Annotated in this window: 6 protein-coding genes and 1 pseudogene; 4 read left to right on the plus strand and 3 right to left on the minus strand. The window is 64.7% G+C overall.

Annotated features, from left to right (window positions below; genetic code table 11):
- Positions 1-378: 378 nt before the first annotated feature.
- Positions 379-1,494 carry an IS110 family transposase gene (locus OG959_RS04450; protein ID WP_326656718.1) on the minus strand — a complete coding sequence of 372 codons (1,116 nt, stop codon included), beginning with the start codon at positions 1,492-1,494 and terminating at the stop codon, positions 379-381.
- Positions 1,495-2,642: 1,148 nt separating this feature from the next.
- On the opposite strand from OG959_RS04450, the gene OG959_RS04460 reads away from it, so the two are divergent.
- Together OG959_RS04460 and OG959_RS04465 are read left to right on the plus strand one after the other, a co-directional pair.
- Positions 2,643-3,716, plus strand: coding sequence for an ImmA/IrrE family metallo-endopeptidase (locus OG959_RS04460; protein ID WP_326656720.1), 1,074 nt, complete (start codon positions 2,643-2,645; stop codon positions 3,714-3,716).
- Between the two features lie 3 nt (positions 3,717-3,719).
- Positions 3,720-4,883 carry a hypothetical protein gene (locus tag OG959_RS04465; RefSeq protein ID WP_326656721.1) on the plus strand — a complete coding sequence of 388 codons (1,164 nt, stop codon included), beginning with the start codon at positions 3,720-3,722 and terminating at the stop codon, positions 4,881-4,883.
- A 19-nt stretch (positions 4,884-4,902) separates the two neighbouring features.
- On the opposite strand, the gene OG959_RS04470 is transcribed toward OG959_RS04465, so the two are convergent.
- The gene (locus tag OG959_RS04470) at positions 4,903-5,520 is read right to left on the minus strand and encodes a hypothetical protein (protein WP_326656722.1); all 618 of its coding nucleotides are present in this window, start codon (positions 5,518-5,520) and stop codon (positions 4,903-4,905) included.
- A gap of 1,474 nt (positions 5,521-6,994) precedes the next feature.
- Positions 6,995-7,252, minus strand: a pseudogene (locus OG959_RS04475) (transposase); the annotation flags it as partial.
- Between the two features lie 557 nt (positions 7,253-7,809).
- Between OG959_RS04475 and OG959_RS04480 the strand changes: the two are divergent.
- Positions 7,810-18,078, plus strand: coding sequence for a LamG-like jellyroll fold domain-containing protein (locus OG959_RS04480; RefSeq protein ID WP_326656724.1), 10,269 nt, complete (start codon positions 7,810-7,812; stop codon positions 18,076-18,078).
- 5 nt (positions 18,079-18,083) lie between these two features.
- Positions 18,084-18,689: an SMI1/KNR4 family protein gene (locus OG959_RS04485; RefSeq protein ID WP_326656725.1), complete on the plus strand. Its 606-nt coding sequence runs from the start codon at positions 18,084-18,086 to the stop codon at positions 18,687-18,689.
- Positions 18,690-19,284 lie beyond the last annotated feature (595 nt).

A 19,284-nucleotide genomic window follows, 5' to 3' on the forward strand; every position in this document is an offset into this window, starting at 1 on the left:
CTCAACCCGGTAGGCAATTTCCCCTCCAGTCGAGACCTGCGGTTCGATGGTGACGCGCACCGTGTTAGTAGAGGTCTCACTGCGAATCGCTTCCGGAAACGGCCGTCCAGAACCCGGATGTTCAGGCCGCCCTGGCGCTCTGGAGTTGCTCACGGCGATGGCCATCTCCAGCTCGATGGTGCTGCACCTGAAGCGCATGGCGGCGTTGCCCTGTTCGTGGAACTGAGCAGCCGACAAGGCCCCTCACCTCCGCGCCCGGGGCAAAGGTGAACCCCCTGCGCCCCCGCTCGCCACGAGAAAGCACAGGCGCGCCGGTTACCACCCTTGCATACACGGCGGAGCCGTCCATAGGGCAACCGCGAATGTCGCCGGCCTCTCCTATGAACGGGGTCCTGGCTGCAGTTGTCCGACCAGGTGGAACACCTCGCGGGCCGCGTAGCGTTTGAGGCAGCGGACGATTTCGCGGCGGGTTTTGACTTCCTTGATGCGGCGCTCGTAGTAGTTCTGCGTGCGTGGGTCGACCCGCAGGCGGGTGAACACGATGCGGTGGAGCGCGGCATTGGCCTGACGGTCGCCGCCGCGGTTGAGGCGGCGGTACTGCCGGCGTCCCGAGGAACGCTCGACCGGGCTGACCCCGCACAACGCGGCGAAGGACGCCTCACTGTCCAGCCGTTCCGGGTTGTCCCCCACCGTGATCAGCAAAGTGGCAGCCGTGTCCGGACCGATCCCCACCACATCGAGCAACTGCGGGGCGTACCAGTTCACGAGCCGGGTCAGACGAGCGTCCACATCCCGGATCTGCTCGGAAAGCTGGCCGATCCGGTGAGCCAGCAGACCCAGCGCGACTCGAGTGGCCAGCAACACCCCCTCCTCGCCCATCTCTTCCTGAGCGCTCACGTCGGCGAACCGTGCACAGCGACGGAAGAGTTCGGCATTGCCCAGGCCCGCCAGTTCCTCCCGCAAGGCGGGGTCGGCGGCAATGAGGATGGCTTTGAGCTGGTTGATGGCCTGCGTGCGGGCTTTGACGGCGGATGCCTTCGTGAGTTTGTACATTCTCGCGATCTGTACCGGCCCATCGCCCGATTTGGCCCTGGCGCGGGCCCGCCCGCTCAGTACAGCTCGCGCCGCGTTCTGCGCATCGAGCGGATCCGATTTGCCGCGCCGACGGCGATCTGCCCGGTCCATCCGATTCACGTCGAACACGTCCACGCCCTGAGCCAGCAGATAGCGCGACAGGGACGCCCCATAGGAGCCGGTCCCCTCCACACCGGCCCGCCCCACCCCGCCCAACTTCCGAGCCCACTTCAGCAGATCACGGTATCCCGCCGCGGTGGCCGGGAACTCATCGGTGGCCAGGACTGCCCCCGTCACGGAAAGCACCGCCGCCACATGAGCATCCCGGTGCGTATCCACTCCCAAAATCACCTCCCCCGCAGGGCGGCGACGGCGAGCCTGCCGAGCAGGCGACGTAATGGACACGGTCGAACTGGACATGCCCGTTCCCCTTCCGGTCCGATGGCATATCGCGTTGCCGGTGCCGGTCCGGAGCGGGCGGTCAGAGTCGTGAGGACGCCACAACGATCGGCAGGCCCCTATCGGGACACACCCCGTCGGCCCGGCACCAACAACGCACCGTCCCCGGCCAACGGCCGACACTGTGAAAGCTGGACACAGTCGCACTTCGGTCAGAGATGTCATGAGTCAGACCCCGGACCCGGAACAGCACCCACCCATGCTCCCGCCCCTCACAACACATCGGGCCCTGCGTTCAAACCTGACCGTCGATGGAGAACATTCAGCAGCCGACGCCCAGTCCCGACTACACATGCGCGAAGACGAACAGCGAACAAGCGCATTTGCTTCACAACGCGGCAAGGTGCTTGCGATGCCTCCGAAGGCAAGGAAGTGCTCGACCTTGCGCTCATAGCTGCAGTGCAGACGGCGGCGTCCACCGAGCCCAACATCGGCGTACCGATGCAGCGTCCAACGAAACCAGCGGAAGCCGCTGGCCCAGCCGCCGGGCGAACGGGCCCAGTCCGCCAGCACCGTCACGACAGCGTTCAGTACGTCTTCTGATACCGGCCCGTCGACTGCATCACTCTCGTTCCGGGGCCTGTCGCCCGACAGAGCGATCTCCGCGTGTGCGAAACCAACGAAGTCTTCGGGTCCAGGCGATCCCGCGCCATGAGTGATCTCCGCGTGCGCAGCGATGTTCCGCACCTGTGTCACTGGGAGATGGCCTGACGCACGTCCGCTCCGCATAGGTGTTCGGTCGGATACCCGGGCCCTGGCGGGGTTTCTGACGTCGTCCGCCGTTGATGGCGGCGAACATGCGAGAGATACAGCCGTGACGAACACGATATGGCAACCCTAAGTTCCTCCGCGAAGCGACCTCCTGATCTGCGCAACGATCCACCGTCTCGGGCGGATGATGCCGATGAAGCCCTCCCTCACTCAACAGCGCTCACCAGACGTGCAGTTGGACTGTCAGTGGCGCGTGGTATCCCTGAAGGCATGACACCTTACGGATCATGTCCGGAATATTCTGAGGGATAAAACCGTGTATCCTCAGCGGAGTTGAGACTTGCAAGGGATGGAGGTGGACCGTGAGTGATCGAGAGGAGTTGCTGGCGGATCCCGCCATGCTCGTCCTGGCACGCGACTCTCGAGGGTGGACCCAGTCCGAGCTTGCGGAGCAGATGTCGCACGTGGAGGGCAAACGCATCTCACAGGGGTACGTAAGCCGGGCCGAAGCCGGACGCATCCCGGTCCGGGCGGAGCGGGTGCTCCTGTTCGCGGCCGCGCTTCGCTTCACCCCCGAGATGCTGTGCCAGGCCGCCGATACTGCCGGGGCAGGCGTCGGGCTGATCCACCACCGTAAGCGGGCTTCACTGGGCGCCCCCGCACTGCGACGGATTCATGCGACGCTGGCGCTCACCCGCCTCCAGGTCGAAGCGGTAACGCAGGCGGCAGACCTCAGCCATCCCCACCGGTTCAGGCCCATTGAGGTCAACGACTTCGACACCCCCGCGGACGCCGCGGAGACGGTACGCGAAGAGTGGAACGTTCCCGCCGGCCCCATCGCCGACCTGGTCGAGGTGCTCGAAGACGCCGGCACCCTGGTCGTAGCCCGCGATCTCGGCACCACGGGACTCGACGCTGTAAGCCAGTGGCCGCGCGGCCGGACGCCACTGGTTCTTCTCAACTCCACTGTGCCTGGTGATCGTTCACGCTTCAGCCTCGCTCACGAGCTGGGCCATCTGATCATGCACCACGAACCGGGCGAGGGCCGTACTCAGGAGGCACAAGCCGACCGGTTCGCCGCCGAGTTTCTCATGCCGCACGAGGAGATCCTGAGCGAGCTGAAGCCCGGCATCGACATCGCCCGCCTCATGGATCTGAAAGCCCGCTGGGGAGTCTCCATGGCCGCTCTCATCCGGCGGGCTGTGGACCTGGGCGTGATCACCGAATGGCAGTACCGCACGCTCATGGTCGAGTTGTCCGCACTCGGCTACCGCACAAGCGAACCGATCGTCATCCGGCGCGAGACCCCGCGCCATATCACTCAGGCCGTCACCCGGCTTGCAGGACAGCACCACCTCAGTGCGACCGAGACCGCTCACCTGGCGGGTCTGGGGTGTGAGGAGTTCCACGAGATCTACCTGTGCGCTTCTTCGTCCGGACACAAGGACGTGCCGGACCCTTCTGCGAGGTGATTCATGAGCAACGCCCCCGATCCGAGGCGGCGGCCGCCCGCCGTGAAGACGCTCGACCACACCGTGGCAGCGGTGCCGCTCCTGCAGGGACGCGTACTACTGCACGAACATGCCCGGTACACCCCTCGACCTCGTCCTGCCCTTGATGATGACCTGAGCGGTGTCGTCATGACCGGCGCCAACGCCGACGCACGCGCCTTCCAGCTCCGCGCCGATGTCGGCTACACAGGAACTCTCCTGATCGACAGCGCCGCCTACACCACGTACACGGCAACGGCGGAGGAACCGTTCATGGCGCCTCCCGACGAACTGTTCGCCACCGTGCACGACTCCTTGAACTTCCAGAAGGCTCGAGGGGCAAGCGCAGCACTGACGCCCACCGGCTACATACCGCCGGCGAACTCCCGGACGCTCAAAGCAGTAATGCGGGAAGCCAACCGAATCGAGCGAGCAGACACCCTGATATCCCTCCCGATCGACGCCACCTGGCTCAACCGGGAGAACATCAGTCAGCTGATCGCGGTCTGCGCCAAGATCCACCACCCCAAAGCCCTCATCCTCTTCCGCCAGTTCGACCCGCTGGAACAGGCGAAGGACATTCCGGCCAACCTCCGGCGGTTGTTCACCGAGGTCGAGCACATGTCACTGTTGCGCACAGACCTCGCAGCCCTCGACGTGATGGCGCACGGCGCCTTCTGTGCGGGAATCGGCGCCCAAAGCTCGCTCCGCCACGCGATACCGCCCGACGAGAAACCCCAGATAGGAAAGCGCGGCGGCGGGCCCACATACCCGCACGTCCTAATGCCGCAGTTAATGTGCTTCAAGGGCGCCGAATTTCTGTCCAACGTCTACGGCAACGCCGACCCGGCAACCTGCGACTGCGAGGAGTGCGACGGGCGCGGTCTCGAGCGTTTCTACCTTTCCGACGGCGACACGCGGCGTGAGGCCGAGAACCACAACATCCTCACCTGGAGCGAATGGGTCAGCGACATGGCCAGCCACCGCGCCGGCAGCGAGCGCAAGACGTGGTGGCGCAACAAATGCGCGGCAGCCGTCGACCGCTACGGACTGGAAAACCAACGCATCGAAGTGGGCGCAAGCCCCAGGTCCGGGTTCCAAGTACCGCCGCCGCTGAAGACGTGGGCAACGCTGCCCGTCTCTCCCTAATCGAAATCGGGCAGAAAGCTTAGGACAGCTGACGGTGGACATCCTCCAGGAACTTCCAGTTGGCCACCGTATGACGTTTGCGAACAAAGGGGCTCGGCGGCACAACAACCTCCACGGTTGCCCCTTGGACACGGAGCAATCCGATGCCATAGAAAGCTGCACGCATCACAGCTTCCTCCTTGCGCCTCAACACACCATCGATCAGTACGGCACGAGCAGTGAATGGCGTGAACCGCTCGGCCTGCTCCATCGCCGACTCCCAGCCGCGTCCAGACACGAACACCATGTCGACATGCACCGGCTGGGTCGCCAGACGGGTAATCAATCCGTCGCGCCGAACCACAGCCCCCTTCGGAAGGCACTTCAACGCTCGGCGCTCCCTGTCGCTCAGTGACCCGGCAGGAACAGGCTCTCCGAGTGGCAGCGCCATCAAGAGGTTCAAGGCATCCGGCCGCGTCAGCGGTTTCATCCCCGCAGCCGCCCGCCGCTCCCGCTCTCGCGCCTCGAATCGGTAGGCCGCCACAACCTTCGCCCCCAAGGCTTCAACGACCGCCAGGCTCGCTTCGCGGGGTACGAGATCGCCGGGAGCCAGCGCTCCCGCAACCACGCCCAAGGACTCTCGTGCCGCGATTGCCATCGACCAACCCGCTCTCGTCCCGCATCGACGCTCTTCCAGCAGGGCTGTGCGCGCCCATCCTTACCGCTTGCCACGCGCCACCGGGAGCAGCCTCAGCAACAAAGCCAACGGACCTCAACCGGCCCTAGACACGGGAACGCGCCCAAACAAACGGCAAGGCTAGTACGGACACTCGCACGATCATCGACCACCTCCCCGAACAGCTCCGCATCGGTCACCCACCGCCCTCTCGCTGCACAATCTGCACCCACAACAGGTCGCGGACGAGCGACTGCGATCGTAGCCATCCCACGCCACGATGCCTACAGCTGTTCGAATTCTGGGGCGATCCCCAGCTACCGGAAGCATCTCCCAGGCCACGGCCGCCCAGCACCGCGCCAGCAGCCCCGCAGGCCGACGGGGGCAACATCTGTCACGTCCGTGTCACCAACAACGAGGACGCACCTGGACCACCGAGACCAAACCCGCGTGAACAGCGTCGAACTGGACCACGTGGACGCCACAAGACACCACCTACCACCTGATGCCGCCGTGGTACGTGGTCTCGTAGAAGTCGTAGTGCCCGCCGCTGACGAAGATCGCCTTGAGGCTCGGGGGCCGCTCCGCCGCCGCCAGGACCTGCATCGAAGAACTGCCCGCCACCGCCCGGGAAGCGGTGGTCGTAGGCCATCAACAGTCGGGTGATCCGGGACGGCCAGAGCTTCGGCGGGCCGAGTACGGCCAGCGGCTGTTCGTCGGCGTAGGCCAGATCCTGCGGCCCGACGACGTCACCGAGGGCCTCCGCTACGAACTGTTCCTCCGCCTCTGTCATCAATGCTCCGTAGATGTCGTCCTGCGGCCCCAACCGGTCCGTGCCCTTGGCGAGAAGGGAAGTCCAGTGCGGCATGCGGAGCGTGAGCGGGCGGGCGGGCCGGTCCGCGAACTCCTTGACGCCGCGCCCGAGCGCCTTACCCCAGTCCCGGGTCAACTGCTCTCCCCCGAGGTCCTAGACTGCCCGATCCCGTGCACCCCGACGATCTCCGCTGCCCGCATCCGTTCCCCACTCCCCCATCCCGTTCCGTGCCGGCATCCGTCGGCCTTCGGCCCACTGTCCGGTTTTCCGGGTCGTCGGCCGGATCATGATTCTGCTGTCGTCGCGAGTTCCCGTCCGGGGGACAAGGGGTGCGAAGGGTCAGAAGCTCCCCGCGCCTCTGCATGCAGCGAAGCAACTGGATCTCGACCATCCCCAGCACAGGCGGTCGGCGCCGCCCGAAGAACAGGGAGACGAAGCCCCAGACGAATAGCCGTCGCGATGCCCGGAAGCGCCGACCTATGTTCCTGGCCGCTGACGTGGCAGTGAGCGGCACTGCCTGTCCATCTGCCACGAGCGCAGGTGGGCCAGCCTCTGACTCGCCTGCGACTCACCCATGGACAGCGTGTTGCGAGCTCACCGCCAAGGCTATCCGGAGCAAGGTGGCGGTCTCGGGCCGGTCGAGCGGTGCAGCTTGGCCCAGACCCGGGCCGTGGACCACTCGGTGAAGCGTCGATGGACGGTCTGCCAGGAAGCCCCGAAGACCGGTGGCACCTGCCGCGAGGTGCAGCCCGAGGTAGCGACGAAGACGATCGCGGCCAGCACCGCGCGACTATCGCACCTCCGCCGGCCTCCACCTTGGGCGCGTACCGGCGGCTCCGGCACCACGTCCTGGAAGATCTCCCACAACCCGTCCGGCACCAGGCGCACAACTATGTCCATGCCTAGTGCAACGAACGATCGCCAATCAAGACACCGCCTAACCCGGTTGCGCTCCAAGGGCGGGACGGCGACGCAACCGCAGGTCGGGACATCAACTACCTAGGCCGCTCCTTTTGCATAGATTCGTAACTAGAATTTATGTGAGTAACATCACTTCAGGCTTTCGGAATCATGTGACCCTCTTGTGAAGTCTTCGTGAGAACACTTAGAAAGTGCTCCTGTCTTGATCGTTTGAGGTGGGGGAATCTGTGCGTCCAGCGCGTCCGCTTGTTGTTGCTGTTGCCTTCGTCGTGTCCGTGTTGGCCGGGACACAGCAGGTTTCGTTGGCTGCCAGTCAGCTGGCGGCAGAGGCCGCCGGTTCCCCAGATCAGCAGTGGAGCTCGGCTGCAGGCCGTCGCCACACCGCGTCGACGGATGCCACGGATGCAGCGGCAAAGGGCGGCCACGCTGGCCCGTTGATGGGCCGTGGGGAACTGCCCGCAGCTGAGGGACCACATCCCGTGCACCTGGCCAGTGCAGCCAAGGCCCCAATGCCTGGTCCCGTAGAACGCATCCAGATGCCCGACGCGTCCGTCCCCGAGGGGTTCAGTGCCAAGCGCAGCAGGGAGCTGAAGGCTGAGCGTGCGGCGCAGCAACGCACCTATCTCAACGATGACGGCAGTTTTACGACTCGCTTCTACGACGAGCCGGTCAACTTCCGGGCTGACGACGGCAGCTGGAAGCCCATCGACACCACCCTGGTGAGAGGCCAGGGTGTCGACGGGTCGGACGGCGAACGGAGCATGAGTGCGGGGGATCCGGGCTGGGAAACGGACTCGACGCAGTCGCCGATCTCGTTCGGAGATACTGCTGACGCTGCCCCGCTGGTGCAGATGGTGCTCGGAAACGGGCTGTCGGTCGGCTACGCGGTAGACGGTGCGAGCGCTGCCGTCGGAGATACGGACGGCAGCACGGTCACCTACCCGGATCTGCGTGACGGCTCCGATCTGGAACTCGTCGCCGGCGGTTCCTCGGTGAAGGAGACCGTGATCCTCAAGGGCAAGGACGCGCCTACTGAGTGGCGTTTCCCCTTGCACCTTCAGGGCCTGGCAGCGCAGACCGATAGTGACGGCGGCATCGTGTTCACCGACGCTGACGCCATAAGGCGTGCGTGGATGCCGGCGGGGTGGATGCAGGACTCCGCTTCCACGGACGGCTCCCAGGAGGGTGAGGTCTCTTCGGGTGTCACGTACAGCCTGACCGAGCAGAACGGCCGCCAGGTCGTAGTGATGAAGCTCGACGCAGACTGGCTCGACGCGCCGGAGCGAGTCTTCCCCGTCCGAGTAGATCCATCGGTCCGGTCGTTCGACGCCACATCAGGCACCTACGTCGAGTCGCCGTATAACCAGAACTTCGCTTCCGACACCGTGTTGAAGGCGGGCACGTACGACGGGGGAAGCCACAAGGCTGCGGCGTTCCTGCGGTTCTCCGGCCTGGAGAGCACACTGAAGAACGCCTGGGTTCTCAACGCGAACCTCGCGCTCTACAACACCTGGTCGCAGTCCTGCACGGCACGTCCCGTGACCGTGCACCCGATCACCTCGAACTGGTCCGAGTCCACGACGACGAAGTATCCGGGACCCGCGACGGGTTCCTCGCTCGCCTCAAAAAGTTTCGCGCATGGCTGGCGCCCGGAGGGCACCACGACCTGGTCGTGCGGTGCCGCGTGGGAGACAATCAAGCTGGGCACCGCCGGCCGCAAGTTGGTGGATGACTGGACCCACAACCGCAAGAAGAACTACGGCCTTGCGGTGAAGGCTTCCACCAGTGACTCCAAGGGCTGGAAGCAGTTCGGATCGGACGACTACCCGAACGGCAAGCCAAGCCTCGATGTGACCTGGACCAAGTACGGCGCAGCCTACAAGCTGGGTGATTTCACCGCCCCGGTCACGGGCACGAGCCAGGGTTCAGAGAAGGTCACCGTCACCAATCAGGGTCAGGAGACCTGGCCCAAGAACGGCAAGTACAAGCTGCGGTACAACTTGTACGACGCCGCGGGCAAGGAAATCACCGACGCTTCCAAGATCGCCTACACGGAGATGCCTCAGGACATTTCGCCCGGTGAGACCGTGACCTTGGATGCGAAGATTGCGGCCCTGACCCCCGCCACGTACACCGTGCAGTGGACGATGACCGATTACGGGGTGAGCCGGTTCAACACCTCCGGTGTACCGAGTCCCGCCGTGAAGATCTCCTCGGTAAACATACCGCCGCAGCTGACAGCCGAGTCGCCGGGCAGCGGCGTGACCGCCGACTCGCTCGCACCTACGCTTTGGGCCGCGGGTACGGACGCAGATCATTACCCCAAGTCCACTCTGCAGTACGCCTTTGAGGTCTGTGAGGTCGAGGGCAGCAACCTTCGCAAAGGCTGCCGGACGGGTGCTCGCAGCGAGGAGCAGCAGTGGGCCGTCCCCAGTGGCTGGTTGTCGTGGGGCAAAACATATGCCTGGTACGCGTACACCTATGACGGGAGTGCCACTTCCGCTCGTCCTGGTCCGGCGCTTTTGACCACGCAAGTACCTCAGCCGACCGTTACTGGCCACCTCGGCGGGGGCGACGAAGGCAAGGAAATGGGGGCCCGGGCGGGCAACTACGTCACTGCGGCCACCGACGCTGCGATCTCCACGGTAGGTCCGGAACTGGCGGTGACCCGTACCTACAACTCCCTGGATCCGCGCACCAATGGCGCGTTCGGCGCGGGCTGGTCAACGCGTTGGGACATGCGAGTAAGAGAGGAGCCAGAAACTTCGACGGCGTTGTTGACCATGGCTGACGGCTCTCAGGCCCGGTTCGGTAGGAACACCGATGGTACATACACCGGCCCGTCCGGGGGATCTATGTCTCTCACGCGGGATACGGATGGCAGGTGGGTTCTGCGGGAACGTTCGGGCGCCACCTACCGCTTCATGCCGAGCGGCGTACCGGCGCAGGTCACTAGTTCGACGGGACGAAGTCAGTCCGTCGCGTACGAGGTCGAGCAGAACAGCCAGGTCAGTAAGGTCACAGATGACCTGTCAGGGCGTTCGCTGACATTCTCCTGGTCAGGCGGCCATGTCAGATCTGTGACTACAAGCCCGATTGACGGGCGCGCACCGGGGCTGACGTGGTCTTACACGTATGACGGCGACCGGTTGATCAAGGTGTGCCCGCCCTCATCCAGTACGAAGTGCACGGTGTACGAGTACGGTGACGGTTCGGTCTACCGCAGCAGTGTTCTGGATGCAGCCCCCACCTCCTACTGGCGGCTGGGTGAGAGCGACGGGTCAACTGCGGCCAGCGAGGCTGTCTCACGTACGGGTCTGAACACCGCTCTCTACCGTGATGTCGAACTGGGCACCGGGCCGGCGATCGCGGGCACCGCGGACACCTCGGTCGGCTTCGACGGCGCAGACTCCGTGGTCGAGCTGCCCGCAGACACGCTTAAGGCCGCTGCCTACCCGACGATCGAGTTGTGGTTCAAGACCAGCACTCCGAGCGGAGTACTCGTCGGTTTTCAGGAGATCGAGGTCGGCCAGATTCCGACGTCCTCGTGGCGACCGGTGCTGAACATTGATCCCTCCGGAAAGCTGCGTGGCGAATTCCGACGAGCCGGTGTGTCCGGCGCCACTGGCCCCATTACCTCCAGCGCAGCAGTGACCAACAACGTCTGGCACCACGCCGTCCTGACAGCCACTGCGACGGGCCAGACGATGTACCTCGACAGCAAAAAGGTCGGGTCAATCGACGGTGCAGTGTCGGACCAGTCCCGCGACTACGCATATCTGGGCGCCGGCTATGCCAGCGGCAGCTGGATGGGCGTGGCCACCGGCGAGTACCACTTCAAGGGCCAGATGGACGAAGTAGCAATTTACAACCACCCGGTGGACGCGGCGACCGTCGCCGAGCACTACGCCGCCCGGTCGGCAACCGAACAGATAACGAAGGTCACGTTGCCCTCCGGACGCGTGCACGCCACTGCCTCCTACGACCCGGTCAGCGGGCGGCTTAGCCAGCACACCGACGACAGCGGCGGCAACTGGAAGATCTCAGGAGCCTCGTACTCGACAGCTTCATCCTCCTACGCCGACACGATCCAGCGGTCCAACCCCACCGGCTACTGGCGGTTGGGAGAGCGCAGTGGCGCTGAAGCTGCCAGCCCGCTCGGCGACGCACTCAAGGGCATCTATCTCGACGGTGCACGACCCGGAGGTACCGGCATCTTCGCCGACGGCGACGACACCGCAGCAACCTTCGGCGGTGACGCTGCCGTCGAAGTGCCCTCGGATTCATTCGGCGAGGGCACCGAGATGACAGTGGAACTGTGGTTCAAGACCAGCACCCCAGGCGTCCTGGCAACCATGCAGAGCACCGAGTTCGGCGAAGTCCCCACCGGCGGCTGGCGACCGATGTTGCTCATCGCCCCCGATGGCAAGTTGCGCGGAAAGTTCCAGCCAACCGCATCATCACTACTGTCCAAGCAAACGGTCACTGATGACACCTGGCACCATGTCATGCTGACAGGGAACGCCAGCGCTCAGGCGCTGTACCTCGACGGCGACCTGCAGGGCGCCGGGCAGACAGGAGTGGCGTCACTCCGCCACCGGCATGCCTTCATCGGCGGCGGATACGCTTCCTCGGGTTGGGACGGCCTTACCGACGGATACCGGAACTTCACCGGTGAGATTGACGAGGTTGCCTTCTACGACCGGTCGCTGGTGTCCTGGACCACATCCACCGCCGGGACAAATCCCATCACCTCCTCAACCTCCGCCCCTGCGGCCCACTACCAGGCCCGAAAGGCCCTGGTGAGTGGCAACGCACCCCAGTACCACGGAGTGGTGACGGCAGACGCACCGGCCGCCTACTGGAGGGTCGACGAGGAGAGCGGCACAGCGCTGGCCAGCCAGGTCGGTGGCTCCGCATGGTCGGCGACCTACCACGGCGACGGCTCCTCGGCGCTCAACACGGGGGGTGTATTCGGCTCCGGCGATGACACAGCCGTGCACCTTGCCGGTAAGGCAAGCGTTGAAATACCGGGCAACATTCTGACCGGTGCCAGGGACGCCTCCGTCGAGACATGGTTCCGGACGACGACCCCCTCGGCAGTGCTGGTGGGCCTCCAGGAGGTCCCTATCGGTCAGACGCCGCCCTCATCCTGGCGCCCGGTGCTGAATATCGACCCGGCCGGCAAACTTCGCGGCGAGTTCAGGCAGCTGGGAGTCTCCGGCGCGCAGGGACCGATCACCACGGCCGGGAAAGTCACTGACGGCCAATGGCACCACGTCGTCCTGAGCGGCAATACGGAAGGACAGTCGCTCTACCTGGACGGTGTGAGGGTCGGTTCGATCACCGGGCCAATCGACGAGCAGTCCCGGCCATACGCCTACATCGGTGCCGGATATGCCAGCAGCAGCTGGATGGGCGTGGACAACGGGACCTACTACCTGCAAGGCGACATCGACGAACCCGCCCTCTATCGAAGAGCCCTCACAGCGGGCGAAGTGGCAGCCCACTACCGGGCTCAGGCCGAGACCGCCGTATCCGGTCTTACGTCAACGGTGACCGTCACCGACCCCAAAGAGCACACCAGCACCACCAGTTACGACGCTCTGCACGGTCAGCGCGTCGTAGCGACAAAGGACGTCGCCGGAGCGGTGACCAGCTATGCCTACGACATTGCAGGCAACCTGCACACCGTCACTGACCCGAACGGGCACGCAACCGTCACAGGCCACGACGCGCGCGGAAACGTCGTCTCGCACACGACCTGCCGGGACGCGAACTCCTGCTGGACGAACTTCCGCTCCTACTACCTGAACGCCAGCAATCCGCTCGACCCCCGGAATGACAAGCTCCTGACCTACCGAGACCCGCGGTCTCGGGACTACAAGGACGACACGTACAAGACGGCATACACCTACAACGCTCAGGGCCTGTCTCTGAGCGTTGTCCGAGCGGACAACAGCAGCGCGACCACTACCTACACCACGGGCAATGAAGCTGCGCCCGACGACGGAACGATGCCGGCTGGACTAGTCGCGACGCAGGTATCGCCAGGCGGTTCCACCACCAGGTACCGCTACTACTCCAATGGCGACACTATGCAAGTGTCCTCACCATCAGGGCTGTCCACGAGTTTCACGTACGACGGACTGGGCCGAAAGACCACTGATACCCAATTTTCCGACACGTATCCGAATGGCGTGACTACAACATTCGGATACGACGACGGCTCGCGTATCGTCGCGGAGACAGGTGTGGGCGTAAAGAACGAGATCACCGGCACAACCCACACCGCCAAAGTCACCCGTGTTTACGACGAGGACGGCAACCAGCTGTCCGAGAGCACCGAAGACCTCACCGGCGGCGACACAAAGCGCACCATAACGCACCACTACGACTCACACGGCCTGAACGACAGCACCACCGACGCCGAGCAGAACGCCACCACCTATGGCCACGACGTACTCGGCCGTGTCACGAACTCGACTGACTCGGCAGGCAACCACTTCACGTACACCTACACCCCTCGTGGACAACACGAGACAACAGTCCTCAGAGACTGGACCGGCGACCCATCTGGTCAAACCCGAGACCTGACCATGATCTCCAACGCCTACGACCCAGCCGGACGGCTGGCTACCACCACGGACGCCATGGGCGCCACCACCGCCCACACCTACTACAACGACGGGCTGCCAGCCACCACCACGGCCAAGCAGGTAACCCAGAGTGACGGCACCAAGCACGACATTGTTCTGGAGAACGACACCTACGACCCGGCTGGCAACCTGACCAAACAAGTCACCGGCAACGGCGCAGCCACCCAGACGTTCACCGCCGATGCCCTGGGCCGCACCACGCGCAGAGTCCTCGCCCCCGACACCCTGAACCGTGCCACCGCCATCGCCTACGACAGCGACGACCGGGCCAAAGAGCAGACGCAAACTATCGATGGTGCCAAGACCCTGCTCCTGGCGTCGGAGTACGACAGTGCGGGCAACGTTACGAAGCAGACCGTCACCGACGGCACCAGCACCCATACGACCACGCACACTTACGACGCCCGCGGCCTGACACTGACCACAGTCAGCCCGAGAGGTAATGTCGCTGGAGCGGACCCCGCCGACTTCACCACCACTTACCAGTACGACGAGCTGGGCCGACCGATCCAGCAGACTGCACCTCAGGTGCAGGTGGAGGAGAACGGCGGATCCGCGAACGCGGTCAAGCCGGTCACTCGCACCGGATACAACACCTTCGGTCAGGCCACCGAGATCAAAGACCCCCGCAACCAGGTGACCCGAACCGAGGTCGACCGGCTCGGCCGCACAATCGCCGTGACCCTTCCGGACTACACCCCGCCCGGTGGAACCGCCCCGCTGACCGCCGTCTCGCGCACCACGTACGACGCTCTCGGCCGTCCCACGACGGTCACTGACCCGCTCGGCCGCGCCACGCGCTACAGCTACGACCAACTCGGCAACCTCACCAGCCAGACCGACCCAGCGGCCGCCGCTCCCTCACAACTCCAGGAACTGTCCCAACCGGGGCTGCTTCAGGAGTCGTTCACTGACCTCAGCGGTGGCGGAGTATCCCGTTACACCTGGACGCCGACCGGGCAACAACTGTCCGCGACAGGCCCAACGGGCGCGCGGACCGAGGCCACGTACGACGAGATCGGACGAGGGCTGACGGCTACAACCGTCGAGCGCTACCCGAGCGCACGGACCCTGACCAACCGCTATACCTGGGACGACGCGAGCAACGAGACCGCATCGGTGTCGCCCCGCGGCATCACTGTCACTGCCACTTACAACGCGGCAGGCGAAGTAAAATCCCTGACCGACCCGGCCGGCACTGCCAAGTTCGACTACGACGGTCTCGGCCGCCGGACCGGTACCACGGATGCCACCAACCGCAGAACCACTAACTCGTACAACGCGCTTGGCGACACCACCGCCACGACCGAATACGGCACCGGCACCACCGCGCTGCGCACACTGTCGGCAGAGTTCGACGCCGAAGGCAACCGCACCGCCACGCTATCGGCGACAACAAAGGCCCGTACGACCTACACCTACAACGCCCTCGGGCAGCTGACCAAGCAAGTGGAGCCTGTCACCGGCACCAATTCGATCACCACAACGTTCGGGTACGACTCAACAGGCAACCGAACACGCCTGACGGACGGCCGGGGCAACTCGACCACGTACTCCTACACCCCGTGGGGCCTGCCGGAGTCCACTGTCGAACCCTCGACCACCGCCCACCCGGGCACAGGCGACCGGACCTGGACCACGCTCTACGACAAGGCCGGTCAGCCCGTCACCGATCTGCTGCCAGGCGGGGTCAAGCGGGAACGCACCTACGACGCCCTCGGCCGTATCACCCACGAGTCCGGCACCGGCGCGGAGGCGACCACGACGGACCGGTCACTGGAGTACGACATGGTGGGCAACCTGACCGCAGCCGCGTCCACCAACCCACTCAACCGCAATACTTATACCTACAACGACCGCGGCCAGCTCCTGACCGCTGACGGCCCGGCCGGAACGTCCAGCTACACCTACGACGACGACGGCCACATGACACACCGCCAAACGAAGGCGGGATCAGCTGACTACACCTACGACAGCACCGGGCGCCTCGACTGGACCTGGGACTCCGTCACCGGAAACGGCATCTGGTACGACTACGATGCTGCCGGCCGGCCGTCGCTGGAGCGGTACGCCACCAAGCCCAACGACTCCTCCCCCTGGGCCGAGTCGGAGCGTCGCACCTACGGCCGCGACGACCTCGGCCGGCTGACCTCGGACAAGATCACGAAGCCGGACGGCACAGCCACCCTGGCCTCCACCGCCTACGGCTACGACCTCGACGAACAGCTGACCTCGAAGATCACCACCGGCACGGCTGGCGCCAGCACCAACATTTACACCTACGACGACGCCGGACGCATGAAATCCTGGACCCAGGGCTCCACGACCACCGCATACGAGTGGGACGCCGCCGGCAACCGGACGAAGGCCGGAACACGCACCTCGACCTACGACGCCCGCAACCGCCAACTCACGGACGGCGGCGCGGTCTTCTCCTACAGTCCGCGCGGAGCCCTCTCCGCAGTAGACGATGGCTCTGGCACCCTCCGCACGGCGACCTTCGATGCATTCGAGCGAAAGATCACCGACGCCGGGGTCACCTACTCGTACGACTCGCTGGATCGCGTCCAGACTCGCGGAGACGCCACCTTCGTCTACGACGGAGGCTCGAACAATCTGGCCGACGACGGAACGAGCACCTATAACCGCACCCCTGAAGGCGGGCTGCTATCCTCCTCCACCGGCACGACCAAACAGTGGGCGCTGACTGATCAGCACACCGACTTGATCGCGGCCCTGACCCCCAACGGTGCACAGCTTTCCGGCTCCACGGCATACGACCCATTCGGGAAGGAGACAGCCACCAACGGCACAACGCCCGCCGTCGGCTACCAGTCCGGCTGGACCGACCCCACCAATGGCGACGTCAACATGGCCGCCCGCTGGTACCAGCCCGGAACCGGCACCTTCACCTCACGCGACACATGGCTCCTGGACCCGAGTCCAGCTGCCCGGGGCAATCGCTACCTCTACGGAAACGCCAGCCCGCTCAATGGAATCGACCCGACTGGCCATGACATTTGGGACGTGTTCGACTGGGGGGTGTCATTCGTCACCCGGAGCCCGGTGGGGGTCTTCTGGTCGACGTGGACGATGGGGCACGACAGTATCGGCAACGACGACTGCTGGATCGGCATCATCAACCGCTGTATGAACCAGAGGCTGGGTTCGGCCCTCAGCCAGCAGGCGGCGAGCTTCGCCGGAAAGCCGAGCTACAGCTACACCTCCCGGAGCGGGCATCCGGCGCCCGCGCGATTGCGCAGCAGCGGCGGCGGGGGCGGCCGAAGCGGTGGCGGTGGCGGGTACGCCAACGGGTGCAACGGGTCGTGCGGCACCCCTGTCAAGCCTCCGAAGCCTCCGATCGACCAGAACCCCAACAATGGGTTGAACCCGATTCCAGCGCCTACGCGACTGCCGGCCGTACCTATCTGGACGGCTGCTACGTGGACCACCGGTCAGGCCACCACGATGACGGTGACAGCCCAAGCGATGCTGGACTTGCTGGGTATCGCGGCCTTCACCCCGGAGGATGGGCTGGAGACGCTGCCCGCACCTGTTAACAACCCTGGAGGGAAGAACAATGGGCGCAATCGTGACGATGACAAGTGCGACGTCGGCCCTGGGGTAAGCCCGACCGGACACGCGGTTTACCTGCCTCGGGAGCGGTACTACGACACCTACGAACAACAAGACGAGTGCCGCGCGACGGGCGTGTACGGTCTGCTCGACAGGAGTGACTACAACAAGGGCCGCAAGGCACCCGGCACCAATACCAACGGCTCCACGCAGCCTCCGGGGATGAATGAGATCCGCTCCCAGGGCTACGAACCCGCCAACGGGCATCTGATCCCCGCGGCAGCAAGTGGCGCTGGAATCGACCTGCGGAACCTGGTGGCGGAGTACGAAGAGACCAACACCCCGTATCTCAACCATGGCGTGGAGAAGGAGATCAGGAACGCCATTAAGTCCGGTAAGCACCTGGCCATATCCGTAGTGCCGCACTACGGCAACAGTCATAGCGGCATCCCAACCGAGATCGAGTACAACTACGGGACTGTTGAGGACGGCGCCATGAAGCACTGTGTAATTACTCAATCGCCCACGGGCGGAACCACCCGTGGCAGCGTCAACTGCCCGAGGAGGTGACGTGGATGAAGGACGACGCCCTCGGTCATGTGGTGGAGATGCTCGGCGAGCCGACATGGCGGTACCGGGATCCCGCGGCATGGCAGGAGCTGGAGAATGAACTGGGCGTGAGTCTACCCATGGATTTCAAGGAAATTACCGATGCCTACGCTCCGGTAATGATCAACAACCATCTATATCTATCGCACCCAGCGACCGAGCGCTGGAATCTCGCCGAGCGAATTCGCAGGACGTCGCATTCTTGGTCGCAGATCGAGTGGGACGAGGGTGAACCCGAGGGCGATCCGCGCGTCTCACTCAATAACTCCGATCTGCTCTTCGGTAGCCCGGACGGTCTGATTCCAATCTGCAGCACCGATCGGGGCGAGTCAATCTTCTACGCACCTCAGGGCGCTCTGGGGCAGGGGAGCCTCTTCATCGAAAACGGCGAGGGCGAGTTCTTCGAGTACTCGGTCTCGTTCGCGAAATGGCTCTATCTTTGGCTCACCGGCGAGGAGGTCACGGGGCCTGGCGGATCCGCCTTCTACCCCGGTCCGGTGACCCTCCAGGACCTGCCCATGACCCAAGACGAGCGACCCGAGAAGCGAAGCGGACCGCCCCGCGGAATGTGACTTCGTGGGCCCCGAGCGGTCCCCGGTGACCCGGCTGATCTCCTCACTCGCCTGCCCGCGTAGATGAGTGAATTAGCGTGCCGCCGAGAGATCTGACTCACCCTTCACAGCGCGCCAAGTTACCTCCCCTGCCCGGCCAATCCCACCCTCCCGCCCGCGCGCTTGCGCGGCAACGGCGGTGGGGCGGCTGAAGCGTGGCGGTGGCGGTGGCGGGTAAACCAACCAGTGCAACGGGTCGCGCGGTACCCCGATCAAGCATCTGAAACCTCCGATCCATCAAAACCCCAACAGTGGGTATCTGGACCGCCGCTACGTGGACCACCAGTCAGGCCACCATGATGACGGTGACAGCCCAATCAATGCTGACCATCATCGGGGACGCAATCTTCGCGCCCACGCGTGCCGACGGGAGGAGATTTGCGCATCGTAAACTCGGCCGCGGCACGCGGGTAGTCACCACGTCCCCATTTCGGGCGCTCGACAGCGGAGAGCCCGGGCACCACGGAGCCCACGAGAGCTGCTGCAGACTCTCTGACCAGCCACACGTTGAGGCCCCGCCGGGAAAAGCCGGCGGGGCCTCAACGTGTCACAGGCG

This window comes from Streptomyces sp. NBC_00385, from assembly GCF_035917155.1.
GTDB lineage: Bacteria > Actinomycetota > Actinomycetes > Streptomycetales > Streptomycetaceae > Streptomyces > Streptomyces poriferorum.